The following is a 13,527-nucleotide window of genomic DNA, read 5'->3' as shown; positions in this document are numbered from 1 at the left end:
GCGACGGGGCGCTCTCAGTGCACGGCGAGCCAGACCAGCGCCCCGGCGCCCAGCGCGATCGAGTAGATCGCGAACGGGGTCAGGGTGCGGGTGCGGAAGTAGCGGGTCAGGTAGCGCACCGACAGGTATGCGGTGACGAACGACGCGATGCTGCCGACCAGCACCTGCCCGTGGATGCCGGCGCCGAGCGGTCCGAACAGGTCCGGGATCTTCAGCACACCCGCCGCGAGGATGACGGGCGTGGCCAGCAGGAAGGAGAACCGGGCGGCATCCTCGTGCGACAGGCCCCGGAACAGGCCCGCGACCATGGCCGACCCCGAGCGGCTGATCCCCGGCAGGAGGGCCAGGATCTGCGCCGACCCGACCGCGAGCGCGGACCGCACCGAGAGCCCGGCCAGCCGCCCGTCGGCCACCGGTCCGCTGTGCACGTCCTGGCCCGCCTCCCGGGCGGCGCGGCGCTCGGCGGCCACATCACCCATGGTCAGGCCGCCCGCGGCGACGGCCTCGGTCTGTCCGGCCAGCACGGCGACCGGCGCGCGACGGCGCAGGCGCTCACCCGCGAGGAGCACGAGCCCATTGACGACGAGGAACGCCGCAGCCGGCACGGGCTTGCCCAACGTCGTGCGGAACAGGTGCTCCAGGGCCAGGCCCGCCAGACCCACCGGGATGGTCGCGATGATGATCAGCCAGGCCAGGCGCTGGTAGGGGTCGGCCAGGCTGCGCCGGCGGATCGAGGTGAAGAACCCGCCGATGATCGCCACCCAGTCGCGCCAGAAGAACACCAGCAGCGCCGCCGCGGTGGCCACGTGCAGGCCCACGATGAACGCGAGGTACGGCGACTCCGGTGCCGACACGCTCAGGTCCCTGGCCCACCGGCCGCCGACGAGCGCGGGGATGAGCACGCTGTGCCCCAGGGACGAGATCGGGAAGAGCTCGGAGAACCCTTGGAAGGCACCGACGACGACGGACTCCAGGTAGGTCAGCGACACGCGCCGGACGCTAGGGGGGCAACCTGGACTTTCCCTGGACGTCGCACCGGACGAGCACGGCCCGGGCGTAGGCTGCCCGCCGGCACGCCCCGCCGCGCAACGCAGCCCGCCGTGCCGCGTCGGAAGGATCCTGGTGACGAGTCTCGCGCTGTTCCTCGCGGTGTTCCTCGCCTGCATCGTCGAGGCGGTGGAGGCGCTCACCATCCTGCTGGCCGCCGGCACGACCCGGGGGTGGCGGTCGGCGCTGACCGGGGCCGGCTCCGCCGGGGTGGTGCTCGCGGCAGTGGTGGCCGTGCTCGGCCCGGCGATCGCGGCGATCCCGATGTCGGCGCTGCGGCTGCTCGTGGGCGGCCTGCTGCTGATCTTCGGCGTCGGGTGGCTGCGCAAGGCGATCATGCGCGCCGGCGGGCTCAAGGCGCTGCACGACGAGGAGCAGATCTTCGCCGACGAGGTGGCCGCCGCCCGTGCCGCGGTCAGCACGCGGCGCCCGCTGGTCGGGGACTGGTACGCGTTCACGCTGAGCTTCAAGGGAGTGCTGCTCGAGGGCCTCGAGGTGGTCTTCATCGTCCTGACGTTCGGCACGAACCAGCGCGACGTCCCCCTCGCGGCACTGGCCGCCGGGGCCGCGGTGCTGCTGGTCGCAGGCCTGGGGCTCGCGATGCGCGGCCCGCTGTCGCGGGTGCCGGAGAACGCCATGAAGTTCGTCGTGGGTGTGATGCTCACCGGGTTCGGGATCTTCTGGGGGGCGGAGGGCGCCGGCGTGACGTGGCCCGGGCAGGACGCCGCCCTGCTGGTGCTGGTCCCCGCCGTGCTGGCGGTCTCGTGGGGCTACGTCCGGCTGCTCGCGCCGCGGGGCCGCGGCGCCCTCGTGGCGGAGGAGGTCTGAGGATGCGCAGGCTGCGGGCCTTCGGGGTGTTCTGGTGGGACTTCGTGATCGGCGACGACTGGCTCATCGCGGCGGCCGTCGTGGTGGGCCTGGCCGCGACGGCAGCGCTCACGCACCTGGCCGGGGTGAACGCCTGGTGGTTGCTGCCGGTGCTCGTGGTGGGGTTGATCCCGGTGAGCATCCGACGGCTGCGCCGGGACTGAGCCGACGGCAGCGCACTCGGTGCAGCGCGGTCCGGCGAGCGCGGCCCCGGTCCGCCGTCAGCGACCGACGGGGATCGTCAGGAGGTCCTCCCCCACCACGACCTCGCCGCTGAACCCCCGCACGGCCTCCCGCCACAGCGCGGCGGGCACCGATGCTGGCACCAGGTGGGTCAGGACGAGCGTGCGGACCCCGGCGGCCTCCGCGATGGCACCGACCTGGTCGGAAGGCGTGTGCTTGGCCATGACCGTGGCGGCGGCGAGCCGCTGCCGCTCGGTGAGCGGCTCGGGGCCGTACTGCCACGTGGCGTAGCGGGCGGCGATCACCTCGTGCACGAGGATGTCGGCGCCCTGGGCGAGCCGGACCAGGTTCGGGGACGGCGAGGTGTCGCCGGAGAAGACCACGGAGCCGGCCTCGGTGTCGAACCGATAGGCCAGGGACGGCAGCATCTCGCCGTGGTCGACCAGCGTCGCGGTGACCCGCAGGTCGGGGTACTCCGCGACGAACCACGGGTCGACCGGCGGGATGCCGGCTGACACGTCCGCCGAACCGGCCGGCGGCAGGACGTCGTGGGCCGTGACCAACGTCGACGGCTCGGGGCGGCGGGACGCCGAGACCCGGTCGTCGAAGTCCGCGGCGAACGCGTCGATGAGCCGCTCGAGGAAGCGGGTCGTGCCCAGGTGCGCTCCGGCCCGACGCCGGTCCGTCGGCGCCCCGGGCACGCCGTCGCGCGGTCCCGGTCCGAAGACGTCCACCGGAGCGTCGGGCCAGCCCTGGACGTACCCGCAGTGCAGCAGGTTGACCAGGTCCATCGTGTGGTCGGAGTGCAGGTGCGTCAGGTACACGGCCCGCAGGGGCCGCAGGGCGTGGGCCGGTCCCGCCCCCGCGACATCCGCGAAGGTCAGCTGCCGCGCGACACCCTGACCGGCGTCGACCAGGTGGACGCGGCCACCCACCACGATCGCCGACGCGATCCCGCTGCGCGCCGACGCGCCTGCTCCGCGGACCGGGTAGGTGGCCGCACCACCGGCGGTACCCAGGAGCAGCAGCTGCGTGCCTGTGTGGGCTGGCATCGGTCTCCTCGTGCTCGGCGCCCACTCGGGCGTCCCCGTGCAGGCCGCGACAGGATCATCGATGAAATGCGCATCGGACAGTACGCTGGCCGCCGTGGAATCGTCGCAAAGGAACGCCGGTCGCGCCTGGGGAGTCCTCGTCGACGCTGCGGCGCCCCCACCGGAGGCGCGCGATCTCCCCATCGATGATGCTCCCCGGGGTGCGCTCATCCCCGGCGTGACCGCCGACGTGACGGATCGGCCGATCGACGCCGAGGCTCTCGCCCGGCTGGTCGCGCGGGACCACGCCGGGGCGCTCGTCACGTTCGCCGGCGTCGTCCGCGATCACGACCACGGGTCGTCGGTCGACCACCTCGAGTACAGCGCTCACCCCTCGGCCGCCGCCCTGATGCGCCAGATCGCCGAGGAGGTCGTGGCGGACTTCGGCCTGGACGCGCTGGCGGTGACGCATCGGGTGGGACGGCTCGAGGTCGGCGACTGCGCGCTGGCCGCGGCGGTCTCCTCCGCGCACCGCGCCGAGGCGTTCGCCGCCACGGCGGCGCTCGTCGACCGGGTCAAGCAGCGGGTCCCGGTCTGGAAGCGCCAGGTGTTCGCCGACGGCACCTCCCAGTGGGTGAACAGCCCCTGACCTCAACCGCCGATCTCGCTCATGAGCCGATCCGGCGCGGCGACCAGCCCGGTGCGGATGCCGGCGGCCGGCTTGGTCAGCATCGCCGTGCGCCACGCACGTGCCAGCTCCTCGTCGCCCGCGCCCGCGCGCAGCAGCGAGCGCAGGTCCGTCTCGGTCGCGGCGAACAGGCACGTGCGCACGTGCCCGTCCGCGGTCAGACGCACACGGTCGCACGCCGCGCAGAACGGGCGCGTGACAGCCCCGATGACCCCGACCTCGGCGTCCGTCCCGGCCACCTGCCACATCTCTGCGGGTGCCGAGCCCCGCTGAGCCGCGGGCAGGGGCACCAGGTCCAGCTCGGCCCGCAGTCGCTCCAGGATCTCCGCCGCCGTCACGAGCCGGCTGCGGTCCCACTCCTGCGCCGGCCCGAGCGGCATCTGCTCGATGAACCGGAGCCGGTACCCCTCGCGCACGGCCCAGCGCACCAGCGGCACGGCCTCGTGGTCGTTGACCCCGCGCAGCAGGACCGCGTTGACCTTGATCGGCGTGAGGCCGGCCCGCCGCGCCGCTGCGAGCCCGGCGAGCACGTCGGCCAACCGGTCCCGTCGGGTCATCGCGGCGTAGAGCTCGGGGTCCAGCGTGTCGAGCGAGACGTTGACCCGGCCCACCCCCGCCGCGGCCAGGTCGTCGGCCCATCGCGCCAGGCTCACCCCGTTCGTCGTCAGCGCGATGCGGGGCGGGGTCCCGAGGGCCGTCCGCAGCTCGGCGATCCGCGCCACGATCCCGACGAGACCGCGCCTCAGCAGCGGCTCCCCCCCGGTCAGCCGCACCCGACGGACGCCGAGCCGCTCGACGGCGAGGCGGACGAGCCGCACGACCTCGTCGTCGGTCAGCATCTCCTCGGTGGGCATCCACGGCACGCCGTCGGCCGGCAGGCAGTAGCGGCAGCGGAGCGTGCAGCGATCCGTCAGGGAGACACGCAGCGTGCGTGCGACCCGGCCCAGGGAGTCCACGAGCTCCGCACCGTCCGCCGGCTCACGGCTCGGCATCACCAGCACCGGGTTGTCATCGATGATCATGCGATCTCCGTCCGGTTGGCCACGATCAGGCCGCCGACCTGCATGCACGTGCCCTCCTCCATCGCCTCCGTGCCCGCGCGACCCCGCCTTGACGCTCGATCGCGGCCGTCACTAGTGTAAATCATCGATAATTCCCGGAGCCGGCGGTGGTGCCGGAGAAGGAGTGACGGTGCCGTGATCACGCGCTACGTCCTCGAGGACGCCGAGTCCATCGATCTGCCTGGACGCACGTTCCACACCTACTTCGGCCCCTGGAACAGCGACGCCGAGCACCTGTCCATCGGACTGTCGGTGTACCCGGCCGGCTCGCGCCCGGAAGGCCACATCCACCCGGCCGAGGAGGAGACGATCTTCTGCGTCAAGGGACGCGGTCGCATCGTCTCCCCGGACGCCACGGCGGAGCTGACGCCCGGCGTCCTGGTCCACGTCGCCCCCGGCACCTTCCACGCGACGGAGTCGGACGGACCCGAGGACCTCGAGCTGCTGTGCGTCTTCACGCCCTCGGTGCGCGCCGGCTCCTACGAGAAGGAGAGCTGACATGGCGCCACGACTGCCCGCCTCCTTCGACGACGCGGAGATCGCCGCGCTCGAGGAGACAGCCCGCCAGGTGCGCATCTCGGTGATCGAGGCGATCAACGTCGCCAAGGCCGGTCACCTCGGCGGGCCGCTGTCCGCGGCGGACATCCTCACCGCGCTCTACTTCAAGGTCCTGCGGATCCGGCCGGACGAGCCGACGTGGCCGGACCGCGACCGGTTCGTGCTCTCCAAGGGGCACTCCGCGATCGGCCTCTACGCCACGATGGCGCACCGTGGCTACCTCCCGGTCGACGAGCTCCTGACGTTCGACGCCGTGCACTCACGCCTCCAGGGCCACCCCGAGATGACCCGGCTGCCCGGCATCGACATGTCCACCGGGTCCCTGGGCATGGGGATCTCCGCCGCGATGGGGATGGCGCTCGGCGCACGCCTGCAGCGCAAGGACTTCCTCGCGTTCGCGATGCTCGGCGACGGAGAGTGCCAGGAGGGCGAGGTCTGGGAGGCCGCGATGGCCGCCGCCCGCCACCGCCTGGACAACCTCGTGGTGATCGTCGACGAGAACCACCTCCAGCAGTTCGGCTGGCTCGTCGACCGCGACGGCCCGACCCGGCTGGTCAAGCCGCCGCACACGCCCGGTCAGCTCGCCGACAAGTGGCGGGCGTTCGGCTGGCGGGTCCTCGACATGGACGGGCACGACATGCGGGACATCCTGGCGACCCTGCGCCAGGCGATCGAGCAGACGGACTCGCGTCCGACGGCGATCATCGCCCAGACGGTCAAGGGGAAGGGCGTGTCGTACATGGAGGACGACTACACGTGGCACAGCAAGCCGCTGAGCCCCGAGGACTACGCGACGGCGCTCGCCGATCTCGGCGCCGGGACCGAGGCGGTGAGGCAGTGATGATGACGCTCCCCATGGGCGTGGCCCAGCGCGAGGTGTTCGGCCGGGTGGTCGCGGCGCTCGCCGACGACGACCCGCGGATCGTCGTCGTCGACGGCGACGTGGCGAGCTCGACGAAGGCGGACATCGTCGAGAAGGCTCACCCGGACCGGTTCCTCGAGATGGGCATCGCGGAGCAGAACATGCTCGGGGTCGCAGCCGGCCTGGCCACGACCGGGCTCATCCCGTTCGTGTCGACGTTCGTCGCGTTCGCCGTGGTGCGGCCGCTGGACCAGGTGCGCGTGCTCATCGCGCAGACCGGCGCCAACGTCAAGATCACGCCGAGCTACGCGGGTCTGTTCACCGGGTCCACGGGGATGAGCCACATCATCGTCGACGACCTCGCGATCATGCGCGACATGCCCGGCATGGTCGTCATCGCACCCGCGGACGACGTCGAGGCCGAGGGCGCCCTGCGGTGGGCCGCGCAGTACGAGGGACCGGTGTACGTCCGCCTGGTGCGGGACGCCACGCCGCGGGTCTTCGAACCGGGGCGCCCCTTCGAGATCGGGACGGTCGCCGTCCTGCGCGAGGGCTCCGACGTGTCGCTGCTGTCCACCGGAACCCAGACGCCACGCGTTCTGCAGGCCGCGGACCTGCTCGCCGAGCAGGGCGTGGACGCGCGCGTGGTGCACGTGCCCACCCTCAAGCCGCTCGACGTGGACGGCATCGTCGACGCCGCGTCCACCGGGCGCGTCATCACCATCGAGGAGCACTCCGTGCTCGGTGGGCTGGGTGGCGCGGTGGCGGAGGTCCTCTCCGAGCACCGCCCGACCAGGCTGGACCGGCTCGGCTTCCAGGACGTGTATCCCGAGTCCGGGACCAACGACGACCTCCTGGACCTGTACGGCCTCACCCCGGCGAAGGTGGCCGCGCAGGTGGCCGAGCGACTCAGGCGATGACGGCGCTGCTCGCCTCGGCGGCGGCCTTGGCCGTCGCCTCTGCCTCGACGGCGGCCTGGAGCGCGGCAGGCGGCTCGTCCTCACCGCGGTGAGCGATGCCGACCTCCAGCCGTGCCCGCGCGAGCGCGAAGTGCTGACGCATCGCCTCGGTCGCACCCTCGAGGTCGCCCGCCAGGAGCGTGTTGAGGATCGGGGGGTGCAGGCCCACCGTCCAGTTCGGGTCCGCCCCGGGGCTGATCAGGGTGATGTACGCGCGCGTGCTCGGCTGCAGGTTGTGCCACAGCCGCAGGAGCTCGGCGTTGTCCGACGCCTTGATGATCTCCTCGTGGAAGGCCGTGTCGGCGATCGACAGACGCATCATGTCGCCCTCGGCCGCTGCGTGGTACATGTCCCCCATCCGCGCCGTCAGGGACGAGAAGTTCGCGCCGCGGGCCGAGGCGAAGCGGATCGCGAGCACCTCGAGCTCGGCGCGCACGGAGTAGGCGTCCAGGAGCTCCTTGGGGGTCTGGCGGTGCACCCGGGCACCGCTGAACGGCAGGATGTCGACCAGCCCGAGGGCTTCGAGGGACTTCAGCGCCTCCCGCACCGGGGCCTGGCTGACCCCGAGCTCCCGGGCGACCTGGACCTCGACGATGCGGGCGTCCGGCGCGAGCTCACCGGCGATGATCCGCTTGAGCAGGATCTCCTTGACCTGCTCCCACAGCGGCCCTGCCGAGCGGCTGACCATCCCCGCACCTCCCACCCGTACCGTTGGCCCAGTCTACCGAGATCGCCCCTCCCACCTGCGGTACTACGGCAGGTTGCGGTGAGGGTACACGGCTGGCGCGCTCCGCGCGCCGGATGATCGATGATCGGGCAAGCGCCCTTGCCCGCGAGGAGAGGAACGCGGATGCCCGAGTCGCCCACCAGGACCGTTGACGAGCACCTCGCCGAGATCCTGGAGCTGGTGAGCCCACCGCCGGCAGCCACGCTTCCGCTCGCCGCGTGCCTGGGGCTGACGCTCAGGGCGGACCTCACCGCCCGGCTGCCCGCTCCCCCGTTCACCAACTCCTCGATGGACGGGTTCGCCGTGCGCGCCGCCGACGTGGCCGGCGCGTCCGCCGGGCGGCCCGTCGAGCTGCCGGTCGCGGACGACCAGCCCGCCGGGCCACGCGGTGCGTCCGTGCTCGCCCCCGGCACCGCGATCCGCATCATGACCGGCGCTCCCCTGCCCGAGGGCGCCGACGCCGTGGTGCCCGTCGAGCTGACCGACCAGCCGCGCGGGTCGGTGCCGCTGCCCCCCGCGGTGCGCGTCCTCGAGCCCGTGGTGGTCGGCGCCTCTGTGCGCCACCGCGGCGAGGGCGTGGCGGTGGGCGCGCCCGTGATGCCGGCCGGGACCAGGCTCGGAGCGGCCGCGCTCGCCGCGGCCGCGGCGGTGGGCTACGGCGAGCTGCCGGTGGCGCGCAGGCCCCGGCTGGCCGTCGTCTCGACCGGCGACGAGCTCGCGGCGCCCGGTGAGGCGCTCGGCGGGGGCACGATCCCGGACTCGAACCTCACGATGCTCGTCGCGCTCGCGACCGAGTGGGGTGCCGACGTCCCGGTCGCCGAGCGGGTGGGTGACGACCCGGGCACGCTGCGCGCGGTCCTGGCCCGCGCGGCCGAGGCCGCCGACCTGGTGGTGACGTGCGGCGGGATCTCCGCGGGCGCGTACGAGGTGGTGCGCCAGGCCCTCGAGTCGCCCCGGGTGCGCTTCGTCCAGGTCGCGATGCAGCCGGGCAAGCCGCAAGGCCTCGGCACGCTGGCGGCCTCCCACGGGGACGTGCCGGTGCTCGCCCTCCCGGGCAACCCGGTGAGCTCGTTCGTCGGGTTCCGGGTGCTCGTCCGACCCGCCCTGGCGGTCCTCGCCGGCCGTGACCCGCACGCCGAGACCGCCACGGTGCCGGTCAGGGCTGCCGAGGCGTGGCGCTCCCCCGCCGGTCGCCGGCAGTACGCGCCGGTGCGCCTCGAGCCGCCGGAGCGGCCGGGCGAGCCGTTCCTGGCCCGCCCCACCCACCGGCTCGGCTCCGCCTCGCACCTGGTCGGCTCGCTGCACCTGGCCCACGCGCTGGCGGTGGTCCCGGCGGAGGTGACCCAGGTCGAGGCCGGTCAGGCGATGGCGGCGATCCCGCTCCCGCCGTGGTCACCCGAGCTGCCTGTGCAGGTCGCGCCCCACCCGCGCTGAGCGCCGTCGCCGCAGCGGCACGCCTACCGGGCATGAACCAGGGCGTTCGACGTGGGCACGACGTGGGTCCGCAGGCCGACGTCCAACCCGTAGGCGTCCGCGAGGAGCCGGCCACGCGCGCCGACCCCCAGGAACCGGGGCGCTCCGTCGAAACCGACCGCCTCGAGGTGCCGCAGCACCGCGTGCACGGTCGCGGAGTGCTCCCCGAGCGGACGACGGCGGGCCGGCCCACCCTCGTGAGGCGTGGCCGGCCCGCCGGCGACCGCGGGCGTCAGGCTGTCGCCGCCGCCGCCTCGGTGGCCGCAGCTGCCTCCGGGACGTCCCTGACCCCGTTGAGCCAGATGTTGATCCAGCCGATCAGGATGCCCGCGAAGCAGGACACGATCGCGACGATCGCCGCGCCGATGAGAAGGGCGTAGCTGTTGGTCGAGTGACCGACCCACGCCGCGCCCTGGCCCGTGAAGATCGACCCGAGGGTGAGCGCGATCCCCTGGAAGTACGCCAGCGAGCCGCCCTGGAGCACCTGGAAGAACTTCATCATCCACACGAACACGCAGAACCCGATGAAGTACGCCACGAGGATCGCGACGTCACCGGGCACCACCAGCTGTGCGCTGCCGAACAGGTCGATCAGCAAGGTCGCGAACGCCTGGACGGCCAGGGCGACGCCGGCACCGGTGAGGAACGCCGGCGCGAGCGTGCGCGCGCCCTTGAGCGTCCCGCCGAATGCGAAGTACTCCGCCCAGACCGCGAAGACGATCCACAGGGGGAGGCTGAACTCCTTCAGCCAGAGGCCGAGCGGGAGGGCGATCACCACGGTGATCGCGACCGCCAGCCACAGGGGCATGCGTTCCTTCTTCTCCATTGGACCCAGAACTCCTTTGTTCGACGCGGGCGTCGGTGCCCGCTGGGGGATGTCACGGGGGTGCGCTCAGGCGGCGCCTGAGCGCACCGAATCATCGATGATCGTTGAGATCGGCCTCACCCCCGTGTGGATTCGTCATGTCGTCCGTCCGCCGGGGTCAGAGCCCGGCCGCCGGGCGCCGCAGCGCCTCAGGCGTGTCCACGTCCCGGCCCTCGGCCAGGTCCCCGCACTCCACCGTGAGGGCGTCGTGCTCGGCGAGGTAGCGGTTCGCCCCGCGCTCCCCGCCCGCCTGGGCCGCCACCGCGTCCCAGTGGGCCCGGCCGAGGACCACGGGGTGCCCGGGTCGGCCGGCGTACGTCGCGCGGACCAGGGCGTCGGTCCGCCCGTCCGCTCTGTCCAGCACCCTCCGCACCGCCGCGGCGGGCACGTCGGGCAGGTCGACCAGGTGGACCACCGCCACGGCAGGTCGACGGGGGTGCTCCGCGGCCGCACGCAGGCCCGCGGCCAGCGAGGCACCCATCCCGTCGCGCCAGTTCTCGGCCACCACTGTTGCGACCTCGACGGGCAGTGCCGCGGCCGCCTCAGCGGCACGCGCCCCCAGGACGGCGAGCACGTCCGTGCAGCCGCCGTCGGCCAGCACCCGGGCGGCGCGCGCGGCCCAGGTCCCCCCCTCGACGGTCCCCATGAGTGCCTTGGGCGTACCCATCCGGCGGCCGGCGCCGGCAGCCAGGAGCAGCCCGAGCGCCCCGGCGCTCACGTCGACCCCCCGTGGATGCGGCCGGTCGTGTCACGCAGCTCGCGCCCGGTGCCGCCCGACCGGACCGCGATCACCTCGGCGACGACCGAGATCGCGGTCTCCTCCGGGCTGGCGGCTCCGAGGTCGAGCCCGATCGGCGCGCGCAGCCGGGCGATCTCCTCCTCGCCCAGGCCCGCACGGCGCAACGCCGCGACACGCTCGGCATGGGTGCGCCGGGACCCGAGGGCGCCCACGTAACCCGCGAGGCTGCGCAGCGCCGCGACCAGCAGCGGGATCTCGAACTTCGGGTCGTGCACCAGCGAGCACAGGACGGTGCGGGAGTCGAGGACGGTGCCCGCCAGGTAGCGGTGCGGCCAGTCCACGACCACCTCGTCGGCGTCCGGGAACCGCGCGGACGTCGCGAACGCCGCGCGCGCGTCGCAGAGCGTCACGCGGTAGCCCACCAACCGGGCGGCGGTCACGAGCGGGCCCGCGAAGGCTCCGGCACCGAAGATCAGCATGCGCGGTGCCGGGACCGCGACCTGCACCACGGCGTCGACCGGCTCGGCCTGCGTGTCATCGGGGGCGACCGTCACGGTGCCGCTCCGCCCGCACTCGACCAGCGCGCGAGCCTGCTCGGCCAGGGCCGAGTCGAGGGCCGGTGCGCCCGTGGTGCCCCGCACCTCCTGCGGCCCGACGGCCAGGTGCTGGCCGCGCAGGGCCACGGGCGAGACCACCGTGACCAGCGCGCAGCCCACCTCCTCGCGCTCGAGCCCGCGCAGCAGGTCCACGAGCGCCGGGGCCGGTCCGGGCGACACGACGAGGTCGATCTCGCCCCCGCAGGCCAGGCCCACGGACATCGCCGTCTCGTCGCTCACGCCGTACCGGGTGACCACGGGCCTCCCGCCGGCCAGGACGTCCTCGGCGGTCAGCACGGCGTCACCGTCCACGCACCCGGCCGAGACGTTGCCGATGATCGACCCGTCGGCGCGGACCACCATCGAGGAACCGACCGGGCGCGGCGACGAGTGCAACGTGCGGGTCACGGTCACGAGCGCGCACGAGACCGGCGACCCGAGTGCCTCGAGGATCTCGCGCACAGCTCTGGTTCCTTCCCCTCGCGGCCGCGCACGGCCGGGTGTCGCGCGGCGGGCCCGGACGGGCCCGCGGTGGCCCGGAGGCCCGGCGGCCAGGTGTGCGTGGCCGCCGGACCCCCGGGAACGTACCCGAGCGACCTAGGCCTGGGCAGCCTTGGCCTGCTCCCAACGTGCCTGGAACAGGGCGTAGACGGCGTCGGCGAACTCGGGGTCGTTGATGTTCGCGTCCATCTGCACGACCTCGACGCTCGGGTCGAGCGTCGCCAGCAGCGGGTCGAACATCGGGTGGAGGTCCAGGCCCTCCCACGGGCTGCCCTCGCGCGCGTAGTTGCAGGTCGCCTTCCACGGGATCGCCACGGCCTTGGGCCCCGGTGCGCGGTTCACGTGGTCGGCCACGTACTCACCGAGCTTGGTCATCTCCTCGGGGGTCGCCCGCAGGGAGCTGACGTTCGGGTTGTGCTCGATGACGTACCGCTCCGGGACGTCGAACTCCGGCGGGATCGTGGACAGCGCACCGAAGTTGAACGCCTCGAGCGCACCCGGGGCCACCACCATCGGGATGCCGGCGCGGATCGCGGCCTCCATGCGGTCGATGCCCGGGTCGAACAGACCCTTGTGCCAGTGGTTGAGGATCTCCGGCAGCGAGTAGTCGATCAGGCCGTCGATGACGCCGCCGTCGATGAGCGCCTCCATGCCCGCGCCCTCGCCGACCGCGTGGAAGATGATGACCTCGAAGCCGTCCCGCTCCAGCTGCTCGCGGATGCGCATCACGCCGGGCGTGGTGACGCCCCACATCGTGATCGCGACGAGCGGCTTGCTCCCGCTGGCCTGGCTCTGGGCGTAGCTGTAGCCCTTGGCCATGCCGGCGATCGCGTGCGCGGCGTTGCCGAGCACCAGCAGCGAGATCCGGTTGAGGCCCGCGATGTCGGTCACGGCATTCGCCATGATCAGGTCGGACGGGCCGACGTAGGGCTTGGTGTTGCCCGACCCCATCGTCGACACGATCATCTTCGGGAAGCCGATGGGCAGCTCGCGGAAGGCGGGGCTGAGCAGGTCGGTCCCACCCGTGCCGCCCATGCCGAAGACGGCGTCGATGCGGCCCTCGTCGTACAGCTTCTGCAGCACGACGCCGAGACCACGACCCATCGACAGGACCGCCTTGGTCCGACCGTCGGCGCCCTCCTTGCGCTCGGCGAACTCGGCCAGGTCGATGCCCGCGGCCGCGGCCACCTCGCTGGAGGGGATGTCCGGGGTGAAGTAGGGCTCACCGATCACCCCGCAGTCGACCATCAGGACGTCGACGCCCTGGTTCTCGATGCACTCCTTGACGTACTTGTACTCGACGCCCTTCGTGTCAAGGGTGCCGGCAAGACATACGGTCGGTTTCCTGGTCACGCAACTCCTCCTTTGCT

The 13,527-nt window shown here is 73.2% G+C and carries 16 protein-coding genes; 7 read left to right on the top strand and 9 right to left on the bottom strand.

Going from position 1 to position 13,527, the window contains the following annotated elements; translation table 11 throughout:
• Nucleotides 1-14 precede the first annotated feature (14 nt).
• Nucleotides 15-989 carry an undecaprenyl-diphosphate phosphatase gene (locus tag Q6348_RS14375; protein WP_304602084.1) on the bottom strand — a complete coding sequence of 325 codons (975 nt, stop codon included), beginning with the start codon at nucleotides 987-989 and terminating at the stop codon, nucleotides 15-17.
• Between the two features lie 133 nt (nucleotides 990-1,122).
• Between Q6348_RS14375 and Q6348_RS14370 the strand changes: the two genes are divergently transcribed.
• A complete protein-coding gene (locus tag Q6348_RS14370) occupies nucleotides 1,123-1,875 on the top strand; it encodes a COG4280 domain-containing protein (protein ID WP_304602083.1) in 753 nt (250 codons plus the stop codon).
• A gap of 2 nt (nucleotides 1,876-1,877) precedes the next feature.
• Nucleotides 1,878-2,078: a hypothetical protein gene (locus Q6348_RS14365; RefSeq protein WP_304602082.1), complete on the top strand. Its 201-nt coding sequence runs from the start codon at nucleotides 1,878-1,880 to the stop codon at nucleotides 2,076-2,078.
• Between the two features lie 57 nt (nucleotides 2,079-2,135).
• Here the strand turns inward: Q6348_RS14365 and Q6348_RS14360 are convergent, their stop codons facing one another.
• A complete protein-coding gene (locus Q6348_RS14360) occupies nucleotides 2,136-3,149 on the bottom strand; it encodes an MBL fold metallo-hydrolase (RefSeq protein ID WP_304602081.1) in 1,014 nt (337 codons plus the stop codon).
• Between the two features lie 217 nt (nucleotides 3,150-3,366).
• On the opposite strand from Q6348_RS14360, the gene Q6348_RS14355 reads away from it, so the two are divergent.
• On the top strand, nucleotides 3,367-3,777 hold the full coding sequence (locus tag Q6348_RS14355) for a molybdenum cofactor biosynthesis protein MoaE (protein WP_304602080.1): 411 nt from the start codon (nucleotides 3,367-3,369) through the stop codon (nucleotides 3,775-3,777).
• A 2-nt stretch (nucleotides 3,778-3,779) separates the two neighbouring features.
• On the opposite strand, the gene moaA is transcribed toward Q6348_RS14355, so the two are convergent.
• The gene (gene moaA, locus Q6348_RS14350; protein ID WP_434062065.1) at nucleotides 3,780-4,838 is read right to left on the bottom strand and encodes a GTP 3',8-cyclase MoaA; all 1,059 of its coding nucleotides are present in this window, start codon (nucleotides 4,836-4,838) and stop codon (nucleotides 3,780-3,782) included.
• Between the two features lie 174 nt (nucleotides 4,839-5,012).
• On the opposite strand from moaA, the gene Q6348_RS14345 reads away from it, so the two are divergent.
• The 3 genes from Q6348_RS14345 to Q6348_RS14335 are packed head-to-tail and all read left to right on the top strand — an operon-like array spanning nucleotide 5,013 to nucleotide 7,217.
• Nucleotides 5,013-5,375 (top strand): cupin domain-containing protein, encoded by a 363-nt coding sequence (locus Q6348_RS14345; protein ID WP_304602079.1) that lies wholly within the window; start codon nucleotides 5,013-5,015, stop codon nucleotides 5,373-5,375.
• A gap of 1 nt (nucleotide 5,376) precedes the next feature.
• Entirely contained in the window at nucleotides 5,377-6,276 is a 900-nt protein-coding gene (locus tag Q6348_RS14340) for a transketolase (RefSeq protein ID WP_304602078.1), read from the top strand.
• A gap of 2 nt (nucleotides 6,277-6,278) precedes the next feature.
• Nucleotides 6,279-7,217, top strand: a complete 939-nt coding sequence (locus Q6348_RS14335; protein WP_304602077.1) for a transketolase family protein — start codon at nucleotides 6,279-6,281, stop codon at nucleotides 7,215-7,217.
• Here the strand turns inward: Q6348_RS14335 and Q6348_RS14330 are convergent.
• Nucleotides 7,207-7,944, bottom strand: coding sequence for a GntR family transcriptional regulator (locus Q6348_RS14330; protein WP_304602076.1), 738 nt, complete (start codon nucleotides 7,942-7,944; stop codon nucleotides 7,207-7,209). The two genes, Q6348_RS14335 and Q6348_RS14330, sit on opposite strands and share 11 nt — an antisense overlap.
• Nucleotides 7,945-8,106: 162 nt before the next feature.
• Here Q6348_RS14330 and Q6348_RS14325 point away from each other — a divergent pair, with 162 nt between their 5' ends.
• Nucleotides 8,107-9,417, top strand: a complete 1,311-nt coding sequence (locus Q6348_RS14325) for a molybdopterin molybdotransferase MoeA (protein ID WP_304602075.1) — start codon at nucleotides 8,107-8,109, stop codon at nucleotides 9,415-9,417.
• Nucleotides 9,418-9,440: 23 nt separating this feature from the next.
• Here the strand turns inward: Q6348_RS14325 and Q6348_RS14320 are convergent, their stop codons facing one another.
• The 5 genes from Q6348_RS14320 to Q6348_RS14300 all read right to left on the bottom strand — a co-directional run bounded on the left by Q6348_RS14320 (nucleotide 9,441) and on the right by Q6348_RS14300 (nucleotide 13,510).
• Nucleotides 9,441-9,596 (bottom strand): hypothetical protein, encoded by a 156-nt coding sequence (locus tag Q6348_RS14320; RefSeq protein WP_304602074.1) that lies wholly within the window; start codon nucleotides 9,594-9,596, stop codon nucleotides 9,441-9,443.
• A 92-nt stretch (nucleotides 9,597-9,688) separates the two neighbouring features.
• Nucleotides 9,689-10,264, bottom strand: coding sequence for a DUF1097 family protein (locus Q6348_RS14315; RefSeq protein ID WP_304602073.1), 576 nt, complete (start codon nucleotides 10,262-10,264; stop codon nucleotides 9,689-9,691).
• Between the two features lie 175 nt (nucleotides 10,265-10,439).
• The gene (locus Q6348_RS14310; RefSeq protein ID WP_304602072.1) at nucleotides 10,440-11,039 is read right to left on the bottom strand and encodes a nucleotidyltransferase family protein; all 600 of its coding nucleotides are present in this window, start codon (nucleotides 11,037-11,039) and stop codon (nucleotides 10,440-10,442) included.
• The gene (locus Q6348_RS14305) at nucleotides 11,036-12,118 is read right to left on the bottom strand and encodes an XdhC family protein (RefSeq protein WP_304602071.1); all 1,083 of its coding nucleotides are present in this window, start codon (nucleotides 12,116-12,118) and stop codon (nucleotides 11,036-11,038) included. The genes Q6348_RS14310 and Q6348_RS14305 overlap by 4 nt, the downstream gene beginning before the upstream one ends.
• A 135-nt stretch (nucleotides 12,119-12,253) precedes the next feature.
• Nucleotides 12,254-13,510 (bottom strand): Tm-1-like ATP-binding domain-containing protein, encoded by a 1,257-nt coding sequence (locus Q6348_RS14300; RefSeq protein WP_304602070.1) that lies wholly within the window; start codon nucleotides 13,508-13,510, stop codon nucleotides 12,254-12,256.
• Nucleotides 13,511-13,527 lie beyond the last annotated feature (17 nt).

It is taken from the genome of Actinotalea lenta (genome assembly GCF_030586465.1).
GTDB classification, from domain to species: Bacteria; Actinomycetota; Actinomycetes; order Actinomycetales; family Cellulomonadaceae; genus Actinotalea; species Actinotalea lenta.
The sequence above is the reverse complement of the archived record's forward strand: the minus strand, read 5'-3'. Positions and strand labels throughout refer to the sequence as shown.

Bases quoted from the DNA above. Each gene is read 5' to 3' on its own strand.
- Q6348_RS14365 (WP_304602082.1), top strand. From the start codon at position 1,878: ATGCGCAGGCTGCGGGCCTTCGGGGTGTTCTGGTGGGACTTCGTGATC.
- Q6348_RS14360 (WP_304602081.1), bottom strand. From the start codon at position 3,149: ATGCCAGCCCACACAGGCACGCAGCTGCTGCTCCTGGGTACCGCCGGT.
- moaA (WP_434062065.1), bottom strand. From the start codon at position 4,838: ATGATCATCGATGACAACCCGGTGCTGGTGATGCCGAGCCGTGAGCCG.
- Q6348_RS14340 (WP_304602078.1), top strand. From the start codon at position 5,377: ATGGCGCCACGACTGCCCGCCTCCTTCGACGACGCGGAGATCGCCGCG.
- Q6348_RS14335 (WP_304602077.1), top strand. From the start codon at position 6,279: ATGACGCTCCCCATGGGCGTGGCCCAGCGCGAGGTGTTCGGCCGGGTG.
- Q6348_RS14330 (WP_304602076.1), bottom strand. From the start codon at position 7,944: ATGGTCAGCCGCTCGGCAGGGCCGCTGTGGGAGCAGGTCAAGGAGATC.
- Q6348_RS14325 (WP_304602075.1), top strand. From the start codon at position 8,107: ATGCCCGAGTCGCCCACCAGGACCGTTGACGAGCACCTCGCCGAGATC.
- Q6348_RS14315 (WP_304602073.1), bottom strand. From the start codon at position 10,264: ATGCCCCTGTGGCTGGCGGTCGCGATCACCGTGGTGATCGCCCTCCCG.